At 34.1% G+C, this 20,179-nt stretch carries 14 protein-coding genes and 2 tRNA genes; 8 read left to right on the forward strand and 8 right to left on the reverse strand.

Annotated elements, in window-relative coordinates; genetic code table 11:
• Nucleotides 1-12: 12 nt before the first annotated feature.
• Nucleotides 13-147 carry a hypothetical protein gene (locus ACNFIH_RS18200; RefSeq protein WP_426484200.1) on the forward strand — a complete coding sequence of 45 codons (135 nt, stop codon included), beginning with the start codon at nucleotides 13-15 and terminating at the stop codon, nucleotides 145-147.
• 17 nt (nucleotides 148-164) lie between these two features.
• Here the strand turns inward: ACNFIH_RS18200 and ACNFIH_RS18205 are convergent, their stop codons facing one another.
• Together ACNFIH_RS18205 and ACNFIH_RS18210 are read right to left on the reverse strand one after the other, a co-directional pair.
• A complete protein-coding gene (locus tag ACNFIH_RS18205; protein WP_426484201.1) occupies nucleotides 165-1,670 on the reverse strand; it encodes an OmpP1/FadL family transporter in 1,506 nt (501 codons plus the stop codon).
• A 45-nt stretch (nucleotides 1,671-1,715) separates the two neighbouring features.
• Nucleotides 1,716-2,741 (reverse strand): hypothetical protein, encoded by a 1,026-nt coding sequence (locus ACNFIH_RS18210; RefSeq protein WP_426484202.1) that lies wholly within the window; start codon nucleotides 2,739-2,741, stop codon nucleotides 1,716-1,718.
• 101 nt (nucleotides 2,742-2,842) lie between these two features.
• Here ACNFIH_RS18210 and proS point away from each other — a divergent pair, with 101 nt between their 5' ends.
• The 4 genes from proS to rpsT all read left to right on the forward strand — a co-directional run bounded on the left by proS (nucleotide 2,843) and on the right by rpsT (nucleotide 4,993).
• Entirely contained in the window at nucleotides 2,843-4,321 is a 1,479-nt protein-coding gene (gene proS, locus ACNFIH_RS18215) for a proline--tRNA ligase (protein WP_426484203.1), read from the forward strand.
• A 78-nt stretch (nucleotides 4,322-4,399) separates the two neighbouring features.
• Nucleotides 4,400-4,471, forward strand: a tRNA-Glu gene (locus tag ACNFIH_RS18220).
• 46 nt (nucleotides 4,472-4,517) lie between these two features.
• Nucleotides 4,518-4,589: transfer RNA gene (locus ACNFIH_RS18225), tRNA-Glu, on the forward strand.
• 152 nt (nucleotides 4,590-4,741) lie between these two features.
• Entirely contained in the window at nucleotides 4,742-4,993 is a 252-nt protein-coding gene (gene rpsT / locus ACNFIH_RS18230; protein WP_012026903.1) for a 30S ribosomal protein S20, read from the forward strand.
• Between the two features lie 98 nt (nucleotides 4,994-5,091).
• On the opposite strand, the gene ACNFIH_RS18235 is transcribed toward rpsT, so the two are convergent.
• Both ACNFIH_RS18235 and ACNFIH_RS18240 read right to left on the reverse strand, forming a co-directional pair.
• Entirely contained in the window at nucleotides 5,092-5,505 is a 414-nt protein-coding gene (locus tag ACNFIH_RS18235) for a response regulator (RefSeq protein WP_035647749.1), read from the reverse strand.
• A 4-nt stretch (nucleotides 5,506-5,509) separates the two neighbouring features.
• A complete protein-coding gene (locus ACNFIH_RS18240; RefSeq protein WP_426484204.1) occupies nucleotides 5,510-7,063 on the reverse strand; it encodes a PAS domain-containing sensor histidine kinase in 1,554 nt (517 codons plus the stop codon).
• Between the two features lie 325 nt (nucleotides 7,064-7,388).
• Between ACNFIH_RS18240 and typA the strand changes: the two genes are divergently transcribed.
• Nucleotides 7,389-9,185 carry a translational GTPase TypA gene (typA, locus tag ACNFIH_RS18245; protein WP_035647745.1) on the forward strand — a complete coding sequence of 599 codons (1,797 nt, stop codon included), beginning with the start codon at nucleotides 7,389-7,391 and terminating at the stop codon, nucleotides 9,183-9,185.
• Nucleotides 9,186-9,288: 103 nt separating this feature from the next.
• On the opposite strand, the gene ACNFIH_RS18250 is transcribed toward typA, so the two are convergent.
• The 4 genes from ACNFIH_RS18250 to ACNFIH_RS18265 all read right to left on the reverse strand — a co-directional run bounded on the left by ACNFIH_RS18250 (nucleotide 9,289) and on the right by ACNFIH_RS18265 (nucleotide 18,074).
• Nucleotides 9,289-13,785, reverse strand: coding sequence for a T9SS type B sorting domain-containing protein (locus ACNFIH_RS18250; protein ID WP_426484205.1), 4,497 nt, complete (start codon nucleotides 13,783-13,785; stop codon nucleotides 9,289-9,291).
• 185 nt (nucleotides 13,786-13,970) lie between these two features.
• Complete coding sequence (locus ACNFIH_RS18255; RefSeq protein WP_426484206.1) at nucleotides 13,971-16,250, reverse strand: choice-of-anchor L domain-containing protein; 2,280 nt, start codon at nucleotides 16,248-16,250, stop codon at nucleotides 13,971-13,973.
• A gap of 72 nt (nucleotides 16,251-16,322) precedes the next feature.
• Complete coding sequence (locus ACNFIH_RS18260) at nucleotides 16,323-17,159, reverse strand: ABC transporter permease (protein WP_426484207.1); 837 nt, start codon at nucleotides 17,157-17,159, stop codon at nucleotides 16,323-16,325.
• A 3-nt stretch (nucleotides 17,160-17,162) separates the two neighbouring features.
• Complete coding sequence (locus ACNFIH_RS18265; protein WP_426484208.1) at nucleotides 17,163-18,074, reverse strand: ABC transporter ATP-binding protein; 912 nt, start codon at nucleotides 18,072-18,074, stop codon at nucleotides 17,163-17,165.
• 94 nt (nucleotides 18,075-18,168) lie between these two features.
• On the opposite strand from ACNFIH_RS18265, the gene ACNFIH_RS18270 reads away from it, so the two are divergent.
• Nucleotides 18,169-19,221 (forward strand): hypothetical protein, encoded by a 1,053-nt coding sequence (locus ACNFIH_RS18270; RefSeq protein ID WP_426484209.1) that lies wholly within the window; start codon nucleotides 18,169-18,171, stop codon nucleotides 19,219-19,221.
• Between the two features lie 100 nt (nucleotides 19,222-19,321).
• Nucleotides 19,322-20,179 carry a hypothetical protein gene (locus tag ACNFIH_RS18275; protein WP_426484210.1) on the forward strand — a complete coding sequence of 286 codons (858 nt, stop codon included), beginning with the start codon at nucleotides 19,322-19,324 and terminating at the stop codon, nucleotides 20,177-20,179.

The following is a 20,179-nucleotide window of genomic DNA, read 5'->3' on the forward strand; positions in this document are numbered from 1 at the left end:
TTATAAATTGGAGTGCAAAATTACACTTTTTTATTCAAACACCGCTTGTTTCCGTTTCTTTTAGGTGTTTTTTATGAAGCTGATGCCGCTTCCGTTGAGCTAAAAAAAAATCCGCCGAGAAAAGAACTCGACGGAAATCCTGATTAATCTATTTTAATTTCTAATTACAATTCAAATAATAAACTCAAAGTAACATTGTTAAGTTTTGATGTAATGTTAGCCCCGTCAGTGAATCCAGTTGCAAAAAATCCTTGATTTGATTTTCTTTCCGAATAAGAATAAGCTAAATCTAATTTAGTTGCTCCAAAACTATAGCCTAAACCTCCTGAATAGCTGTTTAGGTCGCCAATTGTTGTTCCATCTTTATAAGGGCTTCCTTCAAAACGATATCCGCCACGAAGACTTAATCTTTGGATTTTGAATTCTCCACCAATTCTTAATTCTCCATTTGATGTCAATTGATTACTCATATCAGTATTTAATCCTCTAAAACCTGGATCACTTGTTGGTTTGTATTTTGTATTGGCGTAATCCTTAATAGAATAGTCTACACTTATTAATCCTGATTTTCCAAATACATAAGCACCACTAAAAGTGAATTTTCCTGGCGTTTGTAAGGTATATCTATCATATACATTAATCAAATTCGGATTAACATTTTCGTGTATCTCTGGACCACCTGCTGCTTGTCTTGTTGTTGATAAACTTTGTGCAACTTCGTCATATAGGTCGTACCATGTGTTAGATTCGTATGCGGCACCAAACCTTAATCCATCAGTAACTTTAACAATTGCTCCTAATTGAAAAGAAAAACCGTTTCCGTAAGTATATAAGTCGTTATTAAAACGCAGATTCGATATTGTTTCGCCTGCTTCAAGTGGGTTACTGTTGTCTTCGTAAAAACTGCTTGATCTTCTGTAATCTGTAATGTGTACATTTAAATTAGCTCCCAAATAAAGTATATCTTGGAATGAAGTGGCAATATTAAAACTTAATTTACTGTTATATCCGCTTGTGTAAATTTCGTTTTCCTGATAATAATTACCGCCGCCAGGAACTGCAGAAACATATTGTGTATTATTGCCATCATTTGGGTTGACAGGATTGATAACGTATCCTTTATATCCAAAATAGGCTTGTTGTTCATCATAATACATATCGCGATATGGTACTCCTGTTATTACATTTAAAGGTATTCCATTAGCATAAGTCAAAAAGTACTGATCAATAGAATTTCTTGGATTTGTACCGGCAGAAAATATGTTATTGTTAAAATTGTTGGTGTTTTCATAAGTCGCCCCAATCACAATTTTTTTCCAATTATTTTTTGGATTATGATCATGAAAAACAAAAACGCCACCTGCTTGGTTTAAGATAAAAGAATTGTCTTTGTCGCTGGTTTCAGTTCCGAAATAATTGGAGTTGTTTTTCTTGGTTTGATTGCTAAAAGTAACTCCGATTTGATTATTGTTGAATACAGCAGAACCTGCAGGATTCACAGCTAAAGCTGATAAATCCCCACCAACAGCTCCAAAAGCACCGCTCATGGCTCTGTAACGTGCAGTTCCGGTTAAATTATCTTGAGCATATCGCACAGCATCAGATACTTCTTGTGAATGTAGAGCGCTAAAAGATAGCCCTATAGTAAAAAGGAAGAATATTTTTTTCATCTGGTTTGGTATTTAAAGTGATAGAATGATTTGGTGAAAGAGTTGTTATCTTCTTCCGCCGCCACCGCCACCGCCGTAGGATCTTCCTCCTCCGCCACCGCCACCACTGTAGCCGCCACCGCCGCCACTGCTTCTCATGCTGCTTCCGCTACTGTTCATAGAACGAGATGGGCTAGGAGAGTAAGTTCTAGATGGGCTACTGTTTGAAGGGCTGTAACTTCTGTTTGTTGTCCCTGCGCTTGATCTTCTGTTTGAATAATCGTAACCACTACTTTGGCTTTGAGCTGTACCTCTTCTGTCTGTAAAAGTTGGACTTGAATATGTTCTGCCATTTACAGAAGAACTTCTTCTGAAGTCTGAGTAACTTCTGCCATTCGTGCTATAATTGCTGCTTCTTCCTGCGTAGTTTCTTGATGAGAAATTATTTCCGGCATAACTTCTGCCAGCATAATTTCTTCCTGCATATGAGCCTCTTCCTGCATATGAATCTCTAGATGTGTATCCTCTAGATCCATAATAAGCGGCAGAGCCTCTTCTTCCATAGCTATAAGAGTAATTATTGTAGTATCCGTAACCTGGGTAGCCCCATCCTGGATATCCCCAGCCTGGGTAACCCCAGCCTGGATAATATCCCCATCCATAGTAAGGATATCCCCATCCATATCCGTATCCGTAATAAGGGTATCCCCATCCAAATCCAATTCCCCAAGACCATGAAGGATCAGAATAATAGGTTACAGAAGTTTCTGTAGTTCCGCTTCCCCAAGCAGGATAAGCAACAGATGCTGTTTGAGTACTGTCGTTTACTGCATAATTACTGTAATTGTCTACATCAGTAAAAATTTCGGTAGGCTGGTTGTCGTCTTGAAGTGATTTGAAGTAATCTTTATATTGATTGTTGACGTTTGCAGAGCTTGTCTGCGTGTATGTATTTGTAGATTTGCCATAAACTCCATCATTATCATAATAAGAGGAATTTTGGTAAGAGCCACACGATGCAAGTAGAAAACTCAGTAATCCAATTAAGTAAAAGTAACTTGAGTTTTGGCGGAGAGAAGTAGAAGTTTTCATATCTGTGGTGTTTTTTATTGTTGCACATTACAAAAATAGTTAGTTTTGTCAAACTATTTAGTTAAAATTATTAAAACAAAATTTGTGCCAAACTATATAATATGAGTAAGAACCTTACTACGAGATCAGAAGATTATTCAAAGTGGTATAATGAACTGGTTGTTAAAGCAGATCTAGCCGAAAATTCAGGAGTTAGAGGATGTATGGTTATTAAACCATACGGATACGCTATTTGGGAAAAAATGCAGGCGGAGTTGGATAGAATGTTTAAAGAAACTGGACATCAGAATGCTTACTTCCCTTTATTCGTGCCTAAGAGCATGTTTGAGGCAGAGGAAAAAAATGCAGAAGGATTTGCAAAAGAATGTGCTGTTGTAACCCATTATAGATTAAAAAATGATGAGGAAAGGCCAGGGAAATTAATGGTTGATCCAAATGCAAAGTTAGAGGAGGAGCTTATTGTTCGTCCAACGAGTGAGGCGATTATTTGGTCTACATATAAAGGATGGGTGCAGTCATATAGAGATTTGCCTTTATTGATTAATCAATGGGCAAATGTTGTAAGATGGGAAATGCGTACGCGTTTGTTTTTAAGAACTGCTGAGTTTTTATGGCAAGAAGGGCATACAGCACATGCTACAAAAGCTGAAGCTATTGAAGAGTCTGAAAAAATGATGAATGTATATGCTGAATTTGCAGAGAACTTTATGGCAATTCCTGTTGTAAAAGGTTTCAAAACTGAAACAGAACGTTTCGCAGGTGCAGATGAGACCTATTGTATTGAAGCGTTGATGCAGGATGGAAAAGCGTTACAAGCTGGCACGTCACACTTTTTAGGTCAGAACTTTGCAAAAGCTTTTGATGTTAAGTTTGCTAATGCAGAAGGAAAGCAAGAACATGTTTGGGGAACTTCATGGGGAGTTTCTACTCGTTTAATGGGGGCTTTAATTATGACACACTCTGATGATCAGGGATTGGTGTTGCCTCCAAATTTAGCACCAATTCAGGTTGTGATTGTTCCAATTCATAAAACAGATGAGCAATTAGCGCAAATTACTGCTGCGGTTAATGAATTGACTTCGAAACTAAGAAAGCTGAAGATATCAGTGAAATATGATGACAGAACAACTCAAAAACCAGGATTCAAATTTGCTGAATGGGAATTGAAAGGTGTTCCTGTTCGAATTGCTGTTGGTCCAAAAGATTTAGAAAACGGAACTTTTGAGGTTGCAAGACGTGATAATTTATCAAAAGAAGTTGTTGCTAGCGAAAAAATCGTTGATTATGTAAACGATCTACTAGAGCAAATTCAAAACGATTTATTTACAAGAGCTTTAGATTATCGCAATACTCATATTACAGAAGTAAATAGTTTTGAGGAATTTAAAGAAGTTTTAGAAGGTAAAGGCGGTTTTATATCTGCTCACTGGGACGGAACTGCTGCAACAGAAGAGAAGATAAAAGACTTAACAAAAGCGACAATTCGTTGTATCCCTTTGGATGCTGTTGAAGAGGCGGGAGCCTGTGTGTTTACTGGGAATCCTTCTTCTAAAAGAGTGCTTTTTGCGAAGGCATATTAAAAAAAAAATATTTTTTTTGCTTCAACTATTGTGCAACTAAAAAATAGATGTATCTTTGCATCCGCAATACAGAAGCACGGTCCGTTCGTCTATCGGTTAGGACGCCAGGTTTTCATCCTGGTAAGGGGGGTTCGATTCCCCCACGGACTACAAGTTATATTACATATTGAAAAGTTTCCAAACTTAGGAGAATTTAGGTCCGTTCGTCTAGGGGTTAGGACGCCAGGTTTTCATCCTGGTAACAGGGGTTCGATTCCCCTACGGACTACAAATTAGTTGTAAATAAGTTTTGTAAAATAAAAATTGGTGTCTCGGTTTTTGTTTTATTAGTTAAAACCAAAGTGATTGCCTGGCAATTGTGGGAGGTTTTTCTTTTTTAACTAGTATTTATAATTATTATTACATCTAAAATTAAAGAAAATGGCAAATCATAAGTCAGCATTAAAAAGAATCAGAAGTAACGAAAAAAGAAGAGTTCTTAACAGATACCAACACAAAACTACTCGTAATGCTATCAAAGCGTTAAGATTAGCTACAGATAAATCTGATGCTGCTGCAAAATTATCAACTGTAATCTCTATGATTGATAAATTAGCTAAAAAGAACATCATTCACGATAATAAAGCTTCTAACTTGAAGTCTAAATTAACGAAACACGTTGCTAAATTGTAATTAATACAATTTGTAAGATATATAAAAAGTCCTCTTTGTGAGGACTTTTTTTGTTTATAGCAATTCTGAAAATTTAGTATTGAAAATTGAAACGTCACTTATAGGTCTATTTTCTTTTTAAGATATTCCAGCATGGGTAGTGTAATTGGTTTTGAAAGGAAATCTATTATTATGGGATATTTTTTTGCTTTGGCTAAATCCTCCGGGTCAATTGTTGAAGAGAGTACAATGACACTTGCGGTGTTGAATTCTGCATAATCAGAAGAGGTAAAATGGTCCAAAAATTCCCAGCCTCCCATAACAGGCATGTTTAAATCTAAAAAGATTAGTTCGGGTTTTTTGCTGTCTTTGTTTTTGTTGTTGGTGTATTTTAAGGTGTTGAAGTGATGAAGGGCTTCTTCGCCATTTTGAGCTGTAATAATTTCATGGCAAATTTGTGACTTCGAAATTACTTTTTTGCAAAGCATCAACGTGATTGGGTCATCGTCAATGCATAAAATTTGCTCGAGCATGATGTTAATTTTTAAATGTTATTGTAAAGGTTGTCCCTTTGTTGACTTCGCTTTCTATAGTGATTATTCCTCCCATGGTCTCAACCTGGGATTTTACAAGATATAGGCCAAGTCCTTTGCTGTCCGGATAATTATGAAATCTTTGATAGAGTCCAAAAACCTTGTCTCGGTTTCTTTCTAAATCAATTCCAATTCCATTGTCTTTAAATGTTAATATCGCTTTATTGTCTATTTGTTCTGCAATAATGGATATTTTTAATTTCCTGTTTTCCGATTTGTATTTAATAGAATTGGTGAGCAAATTAAGCAAAATACTTTCAATGTATGCTTTGTTAGTGTTAAGTAATGGTACGCGTTCGAATTTTAGTTTTATAATAGGTTTGTGTAATTCTATTTGAAAAGATAATTGACTAAAAACGTTTTCAAAAACTTCTTTCAAAGATACTTCTTCTTTTTGCATTGAAGGATTGTCTTTGATGATTATAACTTTTACTAAGTCATTAATTGTTTCATTTAATAAATGAGTCGATTTGGTAAATCCACCTAAAATTTCTTCGAGTTCAGGATTTTCGATTGGAATATCTTCGATAAGATTCAGAAGTCCAATTAAATTAGATAATGGAGCTCTTAAGTTGTGGGAAGTGATGTATGAAAATTGTTTTAAGTCCTTATTGTTTTGAGTTAATTCTCGAATAAGATGCTCTTTCTCGGTTTCGAGCTTTTTTTCTTCTGTAATATCTCTTTGAATTGAGATCCAGTGTGAGATTGATCCTTCATTATTGAAAATTGGAATCATAGAGAATCGGACCCAATATTCTTCTTTTTGCTTGGTGTAACTAATAGTTTCTATCAGGCATTCTTCTTCATTTTTAATAGCCCTTAATAACTTTTTTAATTCTTCTGAATCTGATTTAGGTCCTTTGAAAATATTCGGAGATTTACCAACAATTTCGTTTGATAAATATCCCGACATTTGAGAAAAAGCGGGATTTACGTAAACAATTTTTGGGATTTTTCGTGCCTGTGAATTGGCTTCGGTAATTAAAATGGAATCTTTAGATTGAGTGATTACTGTTTCTAATAATTTTAATCGCTGTTCTTCTTCTTTTTGCTTGGTGATATCCTGGATGGCTCCAATCATTCTAATGGCTCTTCCGTTTTCATCTTTTAATAAAAAACCACGATCTAAGACATATTTGTAACTTCCGTCAGCGCATCTAAAGCGGTATTGATCTTGCCATTTTTCGGTTTTTTGCTCAATAAAAGAGTATAGCTTTATAGACATTCTGATGCTGTCTTCGGGATGAATTTTGTCAAACCACCATTTTGATGTTTTTCCAACTTCGTTAGGATTGTATCCAAAAACTCCTTCGATTCCTTTGTTCCAATTTATGCTGTCTTCCTGAATTTTCCAGTCCCAAATGGTATCGCTCGTTGCTTTTGCTACGATGTCGTACTTTTCATTTGATTCTTTAATTTCTTCGTTTGTCTCTTTTAATTTTTTAAAAACAGTTACATTTTTTTTCTCATTTTTTGAAACTATGTATTTGAAAAACAATGCGGTGGTTAAGATGAAAAAAATATCTTTAAGAAAAAAAAGGTTAAAATATTTTATGTCCGAAAAATAAGTGGTAAGTATTTTATGACAGACTACTGCCATAAATAATGATACTAGAATATAAACTAGAGTAATTTGGAGAGTTTTACTTTTCATTACTTCAAATATAGTTAAATTAACTATAACTAAACAATAAGTAAAGTTCATTTTGGGATCTCTATTTTGCTGTTTTGTATTAACTAATTGATTGTATATACGCAAACTATGTTAGAAACGTTTTTTATTAAAAAATAAAGTGTACCTTTGCGCCCATTAAAAATCACAGATGGAATCTATTAGAAACATTGCAATTATTGCCCACGTCGATCACGGTAAAACAACTTTGGTTGATAAAATTATGTATCACTGTCAGTTATTTCGTGAAAACGAAAACACAGGTGATTTAATTCTAGATAATAATGATTTAGAGCGTGAGAGAGGTATTACTATTACTTCTAAAAACGTATCAGTTCAATATAAAGGAACAAAAATCAATATTATTGACACTCCAGGCCACGCGGATTTTGGAGGTGAAGTTGAACGTGTATTGAACATGGCCGATGGTGTATGTTTGCTAGTGGATGCTTTTGAAGGTCCAATGCCACAAACGCGTTTCGTATTACAAAAAGCGATTGACTTAGGTCTTAAACCTTGCGTAGTTATTAACAAAGTTGATAAAGAAAACTGTACTCCTGAAGAGGTTCACGAGAAAGTTTTTGACTTAATGTTTGAATTAGGTGCTGAAGAATGGCAGTTGGATTTTCCAACAGTTTATGGTTCTGCTAAAAACAACTGGATGTCTGATCATTGGGAAAACGTAACTGATAATGTTGAAGCATTATTGGATATGGTTGTTGAAAATGTACCAGCTCCTAAAGTTTCTGAAGGAAATCCACAAATGTTGATTACTTCTTTAGATTTTTCTGCATTTACAGGTCGTATCGCTATCGGACGTCTTGAAAGAGGTGTTTTAAAAGAAGGTATGCCAATATCTTTGGTAAAAAGAGACGGTACTGTAACAAAATCAAGAATTAAAGAATTACATACTTTTGAAGGTCTAGGACGTAAAAAAGTTACAGAAGTAATTGCTGGAGATATTTGTGCTGTTGTAGGTGTTGAAGGGTTTGAAATTGGAGATACTATCTCTGACCACGAAAATCCTGAAGGATTAGCATCTATTGCTATCGATGAGCCTACAATGAGTATGTTATTCACAATTAATGACTCTCCTTTCTTTGGTAAAGAGGGTAAATTTGTAACTTCTCGTCATATTAGAGAGCGTTTGACAAAAGAATTAGAGAAAAACTTAGCAATGAAGTTAGGTGAAACTGATTCTGCAGATAAATTCATGGTTTTTGGCCGTGGAGTACTTCACTTATCTGTTCTTATTGAAACAATGAGAAGAGAAGGTTATGAGTTGCAAATTGGTCAGCCACAAGTTATCATCAAAGAAATTGATGGTAAAAAATGTGAGCCAATTGAGGAATTAACAATCGACTTGCCAGAAAATCTTTCAGGTAGAGCAGTTGAATTTGTTACACTTCGTAAAGGTGAAATGTTGAGCATGGAGACTAAAGGTGAGCGTATGATTATTAAATTTAATATTCCATCTCGTGGAATTATTGGTTTAAGAAATCAATTACTTACAGCTACTGCTGGTGAAGCTATCATGTCACACCGTTTTATTGGATATGAGCCTTACAAAGGAGAAATCGCAGGACGTAACAAAGGTTCTTTAATTTCTATGGAAAAAGGAAAAGCTATTCCTTATTCTATCGATAAATTACAAGATCGTGGTAAGTTTTTCGTTGAGCCAAATGCTGAAATCTATGAAGGTCAGGTAATTGGTGAAAACTCTCGTGGTGATGATATGTGTGTAAACGTAACGAAAGAGAAAAAACAATCTAACGTACGTTCTTCTGGAGCTGATGAAAAAGCGAGAATTATCCCTCCGATTATTTTCTCTTTAGAAGAAGCTTTAGAGTACATTCAAAAAGATGAATATGTAGAGGTTACTCCAAAATCTATTCGTTTGAGAAAAATCTATTTGACAGAAACTGATAGAAAAAGATTTAAAATCTAATTAGATTTAAATTCAATATAAAAATCCCAAATTCCAATTATGGAGTTTGGGATTCTTTTTTGCCTTGTTTTTCGGAATTTTAAATTTTTATAATTTGGAGAGGTTATCTTTTTAAACTAAAATGTCCTTTTGCTTCTCGTCCATCTTCTAGTTTTAACGTGTACCAATAATCATCTGCAGGCATTGGATTACCTATGAAAGTTCCATCCCAACCATCACCAGAAGTGGTAAGTTGCTTGATTAGTTTACCATATCGATCAAAAATAAGGATTTTGGCATCTGAATTAAAAGTGTCATCTGCTCCCTGAAGGTTCCAGTAATCATTATATCCATCATTATTTGGCGTGAAAAATTTTGGAATTCCAAGTACTGCTACAGTTTTTGAAATTTTTCCGCATCCATTTTTGTCATTTATATAAAGATCATGTATTCCTGGTCGGACATTTTCAAATAACCTGGAGTCTTGATAAGAACCGTCAGGATCGTCTAAACTGTATTCATAATTTCCAGCTCCCGAAACATTTGCTTCAACAGTATTATAATCTGATAAATCGGAGATGGAAACGGAATCAAGATGTGCAATATCTGAAGCTGTTACGTTGATAGTTCGGATTCTGCTACAGCTGCTTGCATCTTTAGTGAAAACTTCTACGGTATAGTTTCCTTCTTCGTTGACATCTAAAGTTTCATTAGTTTCTTCAGGTATTATGCTTCCGTCTTTTGACCAAATATAGGTATATGTATTGGCAGGTATATTTCCAATAATTCCCGCATCAAGCTTGACAAAAAACGTTGGCAAATTAGAACATACTAATTGATCAGCATTTCTGTTACTATTGATGTCAATATTCGGTTTCGGATTTACTTTTAGTGTGATATAAGCTCCTAATCCAAAACAGGCATTGTCCAGATTACTGTCGACACGAACCCAAATTTCTTGTTGTTTTGGCATTGTATTTCGGTAATTTGAAGGATTTGCAATTGCATTAGTTTCTGCCAAAGCATCGGCCTCATTTGCGAAATATTTTATAGAATAATTTGTGCTAGCCGAAGGAAGCATTGCCTGAATGTCAGCTGTCACACTGCTGAAATCAAAGGCAGAAATTCCGTCTTTGTCATCATTAACAGCGTCGAGAAAATCATCACAAATGGTAAAAGATCTTTTAAAGTTAGGATCTATTTGTGTGGTTGAAACTACTAAATTTAATTGAGCAACTGAAAAACATCCGTTTGAATTCTCAACTCTTGCCCATATATTTTTATTGCTACTTGTAAACGCAAGTGGATTTGAAATCAATGCAGCAGAATCTTTTGTATTTGCTCCAGCCAAAGTAGTATAATAAGAGAATGTTTCATTGACAGAATTGGCTGAAATAAAACTGTTTTTCTCGGTTAGATTAAAATTAGAAATTCCATCAGTATCATCATCACACTGAATTAATGTAATTGGGGAATTTAAAACTGGTAAAGTATACAGCGTGAGTTTTACAGAATTAGCCGAAGTTAATCCGCAGGCATTGTTGCTTCTGTTCAAAAGTACGCGATATTGATAACCATTCATTGTTTTATTTGTTTTTTGAATGGTTAAAGAAGTAGTTTTAGTTCCCGTGTAAGTTGCGTTTTCAGTTAAAGCATTCCAAGTATTTCCGCCATCACTAGAAAATTGCCATTGAAAAGTATCAGCATTCGATTCGATATTGAAAACAGCTTTTTCTAATTCACAAACGGTTTGATTTTCTGGTTGCTTAGTAATTATAATTGGAGTTGCAATAATATAATTACCATTTGGAGTGGTATAACCATCAGTTCTGCTAGTTACAATTCCGAAAGAATTTACAATTACCGGAGCATTTCCTAATTGCCCATCAAAATTTGGATCAGAAAATCCAGCTTCTATAACATCATTACAGCCATCATTGTCACTGTCAATTTCGGTGTGGTTTTTTATTCCATCATTATCTGAATCTAAAACGGTATATTTTAAAATTCCATTGTCTGGATTGGTTTCTAAAGCATTAGATAATCCATTAATCCCAAAATCTATTGTGTCAATAATTCCATCTTTGTTAGTATCCGGAGCATTGCTTCCTGATTCGGTTAAATCATAAATACCATCATTATCACTGTCTAGATCAAGATAATTCGGAATTCCGTCATTATCTGTGTCTATTGCTGCTGCAGAAGAATCGAAAATATCATCCAATCCGTCTAAATTAACATCTTTATTAGGCAAAGCAATAGGTTTTATTTGGGATTCAATTACATCAGGAATACCGTCATTGTCTGAATCTAAATCTAATTGGTCTGGAATTCCGTCACCATCAGTGTCTTTTGAAACGCAAGTAGCGGTAAGTTTAAATGTTGCTTTATTTCCGGCAGTGTCTAATAGATTTTTATGTGTGATTTTAAATGATTGCGTTTGATAAGACTGAAATTTGAATGTTCCTGTTCCTGCTGGTAATGGAACGCTTCCATTTAAACGGAATCGAATTTCGAAAGAAGAAAATTGAGTAACGCCGCTTTCATAAATTCCATCATAATTGGTGTCAATTAATAATTGATTTGTTGGATTCAAAACAGTTACTGTTTTGTCAATGTCTGAATTAATGACGTATTCAGAATCTGAGTTTAATAAATCAGTTACATTGGCATTGTTGCTATATTCTAAACGAATATTTATTGGTTTTGAGAAATTCAGTTTATAGTCTACAGAAAAACCTTTTCCAGGCATGACCTCGGTAACAAAACTTCCATCTGCATTTCCTGTAAAAGGAACAAGAGCGGCCGTTGAGCTGCTTGTAACCGTGCCCGTAAAAGAATTAGAATAAGTTCCAGTTTTTACCAAACCAGAACTTGGATTTGAAATATTAATCGGCAAATCTCCGTATGATTCCGTACAATTTGTTATTCCGTCATTATCATAATCAACATCAATATTGTCATTGGCTAAGTCATTATCGATATTTATTGGACATTCGCTTACTGGAATTTTATCTGAGAAAACATCACTTACACAGCCAGAGATACTTCCTCGTACCTGATAAAAACCAGGTTCTGACGGAGTGAAATTATTTTTAGTTTCGCCAGGAATTAAAACGTCGTTTTTATACCATTGAAAAGTATCATAAGAAGAAAGCGTATTTATCTTTAAAGATACGTTTGGAATGCAAGAGGAATTGTTTAGTGTTATTTTACCGCTGACAATTTCGGGTTTTAAATCAAAACCTGAATAATAACCTCCATAAGTTGCGGCTCCATTGGTTCCAAAATAAGAAACATATACTTGTTTTGTTGATTTTACGGCTATATTTCCAGATAAATCAGATACACTGTAACGAACAAAATCTGCTGTTCCCTGAATTGGTATAGGAGCAGATGTTATTGGACTATTATTTAATGACACGATAGCTCCCGTTTCGGTTACAATATTTAGGAATCCGTTGAAAGTATTGTTGCCGATAGATTGGATTTGGGGGATGTTGTCTACCGTATTTGGCGTGGCACAATTTATTGGCGGAACAAAAAATAAATTTTGATTGGCAGGATTTATTGTTCCACCAATACTTTGATAAGCAAAAACGTTTGCAGAAGTTTTTACGTATAAACTTCCATTGATAAACTGACTTCCATCAATTGCAATATATTCTCCGCTATTAAGTGTTTTATAAGAAACAGAAGAGCCATTCAAAAATATTTCGGTATTGTTGGAATGTGCTACTATTAAAACACGCTCCAATTCATCAGTACCAAGGCCTTTTATGAAGATGTATTCTTTCCCTGTCTTTTCTAAAGAAACAATTTGATCAAAACCAACATCTCTTCCTACTGGAGCTAATCCTCCATTTTGTGTTGCTCCTAGAAGTGTACTGTTACTTCCACCAAATGATCCAGAATTGACTACGACAGGCTTATCAGAATTAACTAAAGCGCCAATCATTTTAGAACTATTTGATGTAAGTTGGCCATCGTTATAATTTTTTAAAGCCAAAACATAACTTTCGTTTTTATTTAAAGTAACAGTTATTGGCCCGGAAATAGTAGACCCGTCTATAAGTTGAGTTCCGTTTTGAATGTTTGAAATAGTGATCTTGGTTCCGTTTTCTGTAGCCATTATGGAGGCAAAATTCAATAATGTTTCATCAAAAAGTGGATTTAACATTGCTCCTAATCTAAAAGTGGTACCCAAGGCACTATTTCCTTTAGAAACTAACCCGCCTGCATGATTATAACCTCCATTTTGAGTGATTCCGGCATTGACTCTGGCACTTACATAAACGAGGTCCTCAGCCTCAATTACATACCCTCGGTTGGAAACAATTCCTGTTTTGGATAGAGGAGTAAATAATTGTGTGTCTAGCCCGTTTCCAATGTAATATCGGTAGGGATTATTACTATTAACGGTTCCGCTGACTACATTTCCTCCATTGGCAATAATTTTAAAATTTACATTAACAAGGCTTGGAGTTGAGATGTATAAATATTGATCATTGGCAAATCCAGCAACAGAAATCAATGGGGGTATATAATGTGTTTTGCTAAATTGTGAGAAACAATTTACAGTACAAAAAAGAAACAATAGGAAATGTAAAGTTTTTTTCATTGGCTCGGTTAATGGCTGTATACAGAATTGAATCGCCCAAATCAAAAATAAGTTTTATTTTAATTTCTTCGAGAAATCGAGTGGTTTTTCTCCCTAATTATTTGAAATTTAGGATTTGTTGAAGATTGTTTGTTTCTAAATTCTATTTTTTTGAAGAAAAAAAAACAGGAACTGATAAAGCGTTTTTATCTTTTTAAACTAAAATGCCCTTTAACGCTTTTTCCATCCACAAAAAGAAGTGTAAACCAATAATCATCGGCAGGTAATTGCTCGCCATTAAATAATCCGTTCCAACCAGTACTGCTTTGGTTCATTTGTTTTAGAAATTTTCCATAACGATCAAAAATTCGAATTGTATAAGCTGGCATCTGATTAATGTCTTTAATGGCCCATAAGTCGTTATAGCCGTCATTATTTGGAGTGAAGAATCTTGGATAGTCCAAAACATAAACTAAAAAACGGTTAGAAAGACCGCAACCATTTTTATCTCGGGCGACAGCATAATAAATGCCAGGTTCTATTCCATTAAATTGTGGATCATTCTGAAAAACATTTCCGTCTAATGAAAATTCATAATCCCCAGAGCCAGTATATTTTATCAAAACCGAATTGTCAACACCAGAAAAATCTTTTACAACAGCTTCTGTAATAATAGCAGGTTCAGATAAAATCACTTTGAATTTTTTTGTTTTTTGACAGCCGTTTGCATCGGTTACTGTAACACTATAATCGCCTGGAGCAGTTATTGTTTTTGAATTTGAAGTTTCGCCTCCAGGGCTCCATAAATAACTACTGAAACCTGTAGCAACACTTAATGTAATGTCACTGCCTTTACAGATGTATTTTGATTCCTCTTCAAAATTTGGCGGATCAAAGGTATTTACAACAAGCGTAACCGGTGAAATGCTGTAACAATCAGCTCCATTTATAATTCGTGCATATATGGTTTGCGTAAAAGCAATCGTATTTTTAAAAATATTAGGTAAAACATTTGTTTCTGTCAAAGCATCATTTGAACTTGAAAAATAATGCACTTCTAAACCTGCTGGCAGACCAGTCGTTAATTGAGGAGTTACTTGTGCTTGAAGATCAAATTGGTAAAGACCATCTTGCTTGTCATCACCGTCACAAGTTTTAACTGGATTTTGAGCTGAAATTGCATTATTTGAAGTTTGAAGTTTTACTTCGACAGTTTTGAAACAACCAAATTTATTTTCAATTCTTCCAAAAACAATTTGATTTACACTCTTATTCGTATACTTTTCCGGATTAACAATCGGGTTTGATTTAGACTCTGCATTGGTTAGGGTTTCATAATAACCACTGTTTGTAATATCTGACGCATTATTTTTAATCAGATTATCAGCTTTCTTTAAATCAAATATGCTGATGCCGTCATTATTATCATCGCATTGAACCAATGTTGTATTTGTTGAAAGAATTTCAGGAGCAACTTCAATTTTAACTTCTCCCGTCAATGTACATGTGGAAGGTGTTAATGTAACATCTGCTTTATATACTCCTGATGTTGTTGCATGTAAAACCGGACCTCTTTCACTTGGTAAAAGCACGCCGTCTTTATACCATTTAAAATCGTATGAAGCGGATAATTTTGTGTCTAATATTGCTTCTTCTCCAAAACATAAAGGATTACCAGATAATGCTGTTTGATCAGCGCCAAAATCAATTTTTGATGAAAAACTGCCAGCCTGTAAAAAAACTGCCGAATCATAATATTGGTTTTTATCATCGGCAATAACAAGTTTTATATGGTATTTTTTTCCGGCAACTACATTAGTTCGGGCATTCATTACAATAGTTTGTCCTGCATAATTTATAGGACTTGTTGTATTGTTGTTTAAACCGTTAAAATAATTTTGATTAACAGCAGGACATCCCGGATAAGGGTCTCCGTTTGATGCAACTCCGGGTTCGATTTTTGGTCGAACGTTTGTTGAAGAAACCGGAATTGTACTATTCGGTAATACTGCTAAATTTTTATATGGATCAGAAGTTCCTACTTCTTTAATTAAAAATGCAAATCCATCGGAATATTCACATGGAAAAAAAGACTGATATTCATTGGATGCAAAAATGTAATTAAAACTTAAAATATCAGTTAAAGGAACAAAATCAAACTCTAAAACAGTTGCGTTTATTGAGTTGATTCCGAGAATGTTGTTTAAATCAACATCGCCTGTCCAGTTGACATTTCCTCCGCCATTATTACTAACGTAAGGCCCTACCGCTTGTCTACTTGGTGAAGTTGTTAAAATAATACCTTCAGCAAAAGGAAAACTGCTTGATCCAGCATTAAAGTAAGCATAACTCTGCTGTCCCGCTGTAAAAGTGTCTCCTTTTCCTGAAGAATTTGATGTCGTAGCACAAGAGCTGTTGACTAATACATTTTCAATAAGTTGCTGAGGCGTTCTTTGGTCATCTATGCTAATATATTGAGCGTTCATCTTAAGAGATAAACAACACAAAATAAAAACAGATAAAAAAACTTTTAGATGAGTCATAGCCCAACAAATATACTATAAATCTCGCTTTTTTAATAATTTGTATGAGAAGTAAATGAACAAAAATATCCAGACTAAAACGATCAGAATTGCAGAATAACTTACGCTATAATCAATATCTGTTTCAATTCCCATTTGGGTGCCAATACTTTTAACTACAGATAATCTTGGGGCAGGATTAACAATTAAATTAGACATTGATTCTAAAGGTAGAAATTGTGTGATTTTCTCATCGGTATCGCTGTCTGGGAAAATTTTAAATGCCAATGTACCTCGTATTATTCCTTCGATTATATTCCAAACCAAAAGAAATCCTAAAGCAAAAGCGGAACGTTTTACTAAAATTCCCAAGAACAAACAGAATGAAAAGAATCCTGTAAGTTTTACAAAAAAGGCTAAAAGATAATCTAAATCAGAAAAAATGATTCCAAATTCATTGTAAGAGGAAAAACTTAATCCCAGAATTAAACTCATTACAAAAACAAAAACGGTAGAAACAAAAGCAAAAAGAACAACGGTTAGGAATTTTGACAATATAAATTCCTTTTTACTTAAACCATCAATTAGATTTTGTTTTAAAGTTCCATAACTATATTCGTTCGCCATCATTGACACGATTACAATGGCAAGGAAAAACTTTAACCAGGCAGCAACATAGGTATTAAAATGCCAGATGAAAGGAAAATTGAAAATTCCCATTTCGGCTAAATGAAATTTAAACGGACCAATATCAAATTTTATTGATGCAATCAAGGCTATAAAAGAGAGTAAAATAAAATAAGCCAAAGTCAGGATTTTGCTGGCTTTGTTTTTCCAGATTTTTTGAAGTTCTATAGAGATAAGTCTGTTCATGGTTTAGTTTTTTTGGATTGTGGCGTTTTTGGTTAATTCTAAAAATTGTGCTTCCAGACTGTTTTTGCGTTTTACCAAATGATTTAAAACGATATTTTTTGAGAATAAAAATTGATTTAAATCGGAAGCGGATAAATCTGATTTTAAGTAAACCAAAACTTTCCCGTCTTCGTCCTTAATTTGCCCAACTGCCGGATGATCATTCAAAATTGATTTTAGAACTAGATTATCATTCGAAGAAATTTCAAAAAATCCTTCGTTTGCTGACATTGCATCAACTGAACCCGAATATAAAATTTCGCCTTTTCTTAAAACAACCACATGTGAACATACTTTTTCGACTTCGTCTAATAAATGCGAAGCCAATAAAATGGTTGTTCCCTGCGATGCAATTTCTTTAATAATATCACGAATCTGATGAATTCCTTGCGGATCCAAACCATTCGTTGGTTCGTCTAAAATCAGGATTTCAGGATCATTCAACAATGCCGAAGCAATTGCAAGACGCTGTTTCATTCCTAATGAAAATGTGCTGAATTTGCTGTCTTTTCTTTCGGTTAAACCTACCAGATTCAGTTTTTCTTCAATTTTAGAGTAATTGATGCTTTTAATTTTGCAGACTAATTTCAGGTTTTCTTCAGCTGTCATATAAGGGTAAAAGTTCGGACGCTCAATAATGGCTCCTACTTTTTTTAAGGCTTCATGCGTTTGCATTTTTCCGTCAAACCATTTATAACTGCCTGCTGTTTCGTTTACAACATTGAGTACAATTCCTAAAGTAGTTGATTTTCCGCTTCCGTTAGGGCCAAGAATTCCGTAAACGTGACCTTTTTGAATGCTGAAAGAAACATTTTTGAGTGCCTGAATGCGCCCATATTGTTTGCTGAGATTTTCGATGGTAAGGATGGTTTCCAAATTTTTTCGGTTTTAGTTTTTAGTATGACGAATCAACTTTAATATTGTTACGCTAAATTTTATTTAATGTAAATTTGTACTAAAGATATTCAAAATGAGCGAGCCTTTAATGGTTTTAAAAAAACCGTCATATCCTTTAACGCAACCGCTTTTAAGCTATTTGGACAGATACGAGCGTATTTCGAAAGTTTCTGTTTTTTACGATGACTTACTGCGATTTTCTGGCTCAATCAATGTTTATGATAAAAATGAAACGGATACGTTGTGGATTCGCGTGTATTACAACGAATTTGAAAGAAATGAAATTGATCTGAATCTGAAGAAAATTTATTCGCTTTTACATTCGGATGGAAATATTGAAATTATTCAGTTTTTAAATATTGACGCTATTGATTACTGTACTTTCGGAAATTCGAAGCCTTTTAGAATTAAGGTTCGAAATATTCTGAATGACAATTACGTTCATTTTTATATCAAAAAAGCCGATGCTTCCAGAATTTATGGTTTGGAGCTGGAAGATATTCTTTCGCCTGATAAAATCAATTTTTTGGTTTATAACGACACTTTGATTGAAGAACATATTATCGGAATTCCTGGCGATGTTTTTATGGATACTTTGTTGGACAAATGTACCGAAATGGAAAAAGCGCAAATTGCAAAGGAATTTGTAAAGTTTAATGAGCGTTGTATGATTCGCTTGTTGGGCGATATGCGAGCTTATAATTATGTAATTGTCCCAATTCACGATTTTGATCAGGTGGTTTACAAAATTCGCCCAATAGATTTTGATCAGCAATGTTATGAAGGCAATTTTAAAGTATATCGTCCACAGTTTTTCAAGGAAAATTATCCAATGATTCAACTTATTAAGGAAAAATTAGAAGAACGTTCGATCATTCAATACAAAGACGAAGAAAGAGCAATTTTGGCAAAACGTATCCATTCTGCCGAAACCAGAATTAAAAAATTATTGAATATAATGTGTCACGATACGATTTCAACGCAAGAACATTTGAATCAGCTTAAAATGGAATTGTACCGATACACTAATGATATGAAATTCAAAAATGCCAAATCAATGGGACATATCATGCAAGCTGCGTTTGAGTTTATTACGCGTAATTTTAAAAATACTAACTTAGTTTAAAAGTTTTTGCCACAGATTACACAGATTAAGCGGATTTTTTTCAATTCTTTAAATCCTGCTAATCTGTGTAATTTGTGGCAAAAAATAAAAATGCAATCTTATGAAAAAATCTTTTTTAGTAGCCCTTTCCATTGTTTTATTGGCTTGTCAACAACAGACGAGCAGTGATTTTAAAAAGCTTTATTCGCTTCCAAAGAAATTAAAAGAAGTTTCAGGAATAACCTATTTTCCAGAAACAAATATGATTTATACTTTAGAAGATAGTGGAAATAAAAATGCCATTTATGCTATCGATTCCAAAGGGAAATTAGCGAAAACCATTACGATTTCAAATGCTACAAATGTGGATTGGGAAGATATTACAAAAGATAAATCTGGAAATGTTTACATTGGAGATTTTGGAAATAATGATAACAAACGAAGAGATTTGTGTATCTATAAAATCGCAAAAAATCAGCTGAATAAAGATCAGGCTTCCGCCGAATATAAAGTTTCTTTTTCATATCCAGAGCAAACAGAATTTCCTCCAAAGAAAAAAGAAATGTTTTATGATGTTGAAGGTTTTTTTGAATTAAACGGATATTTCTATCTTTTTACAAAAAACCGAAGCAAAGGTTTTGACGGAACTGCTTTTATCTACAAAATCAAAAATGCAAAAGGAACTCAAAAAGCAGTTAAAATAGGCGAATTCAAAACCTGCAGCAATTATAATCATTGCGTGCTCACAAGCGCAACAATTAGCCCCGACGGAAAAAAAGTAGCCTTATTAAGCCATGACAAAATTGTTTTATTTAAAGATTTCAAAGGCGATTTATTCCACAAAGGAAAACAGACAGAAGTAAGCCTAAATCACTTTTCACAAAAAGAAGCCGCAGTTTTTAAAGACAACAACACGCTTCTAATCGCCGACGAAAAAGCCGATAAAATAGGAGGAAACATGTATGAGTTTAAGCTCTAA

It is taken from the genome of Flavobacterium sp. 2, from assembly GCF_049949195.1.
GTDB lineage: Bacteria > Bacteroidota > Bacteroidia > Flavobacteriales > Flavobacteriaceae > Flavobacterium.

Excerpts from the sequence above, each read along its gene's own strand:
- proS (WP_426484203.1), top strand. The coding sequence starts at position 2,843 with ATGAGTAAGAACCTTACTACGAGATCAGAAGATTATTCAAAGTGGTAT.
- ACNFIH_RS18250 (WP_426484205.1), bottom strand. The coding sequence starts at position 13,785 with ATGAAAAAAACTTTACATTTCCTATTGTTTCTTTTTTGTACTGTAAAT.
- ACNFIH_RS18270 (WP_426484209.1), top strand. The coding sequence starts at position 18,169 with ATGAGCGAGCCTTTAATGGTTTTAAAAAAACCGTCATATCCTTTAACG.
- ACNFIH_RS18260 (WP_426484207.1), bottom strand. The coding sequence starts at position 17,159 with ATGAACAGACTTATCTCTATAGAACTTCAAAAAATCTGGAAAAACAAA.
- typA (WP_035647745.1), top strand. The coding sequence starts at position 7,389 with ATGGAATCTATTAGAAACATTGCAATTATTGCCCACGTCGATCACGGT.
- ACNFIH_RS18235 (WP_035647749.1), bottom strand. The coding sequence starts at position 5,505 with ATGCTCGAGCAAATTTTATGCATTGACGATGACCCAATCACGTTGATG.
- ACNFIH_RS18210 (WP_426484202.1), bottom strand. The coding sequence starts at position 2,741 with ATGAAAACTTCTACTTCTCTCCGCCAAAACTCAAGTTACTTTTACTTA.
- rpsT (WP_012026903.1), top strand. The coding sequence starts at position 4,742 with ATGGCAAATCATAAGTCAGCATTAAAAAGAATCAGAAGTAACGAAAAA.
- ACNFIH_RS18275 (WP_426484210.1), top strand. The coding sequence starts at position 19,322 with ATGAAAAAATCTTTTTTAGTAGCCCTTTCCATTGTTTTATTGGCTTGT.
- ACNFIH_RS18205 (WP_426484201.1), bottom strand. The coding sequence starts at position 1,670 with ATGAAAAAAATATTCTTCCTTTTTACTATAGGGCTATCTTTTAGCGCT.
- ACNFIH_RS18255 (WP_426484206.1), bottom strand. The coding sequence starts at position 16,250 with ATGAACGCTCAATATATTAGCATAGATGACCAAAGAACGCCTCAGCAA.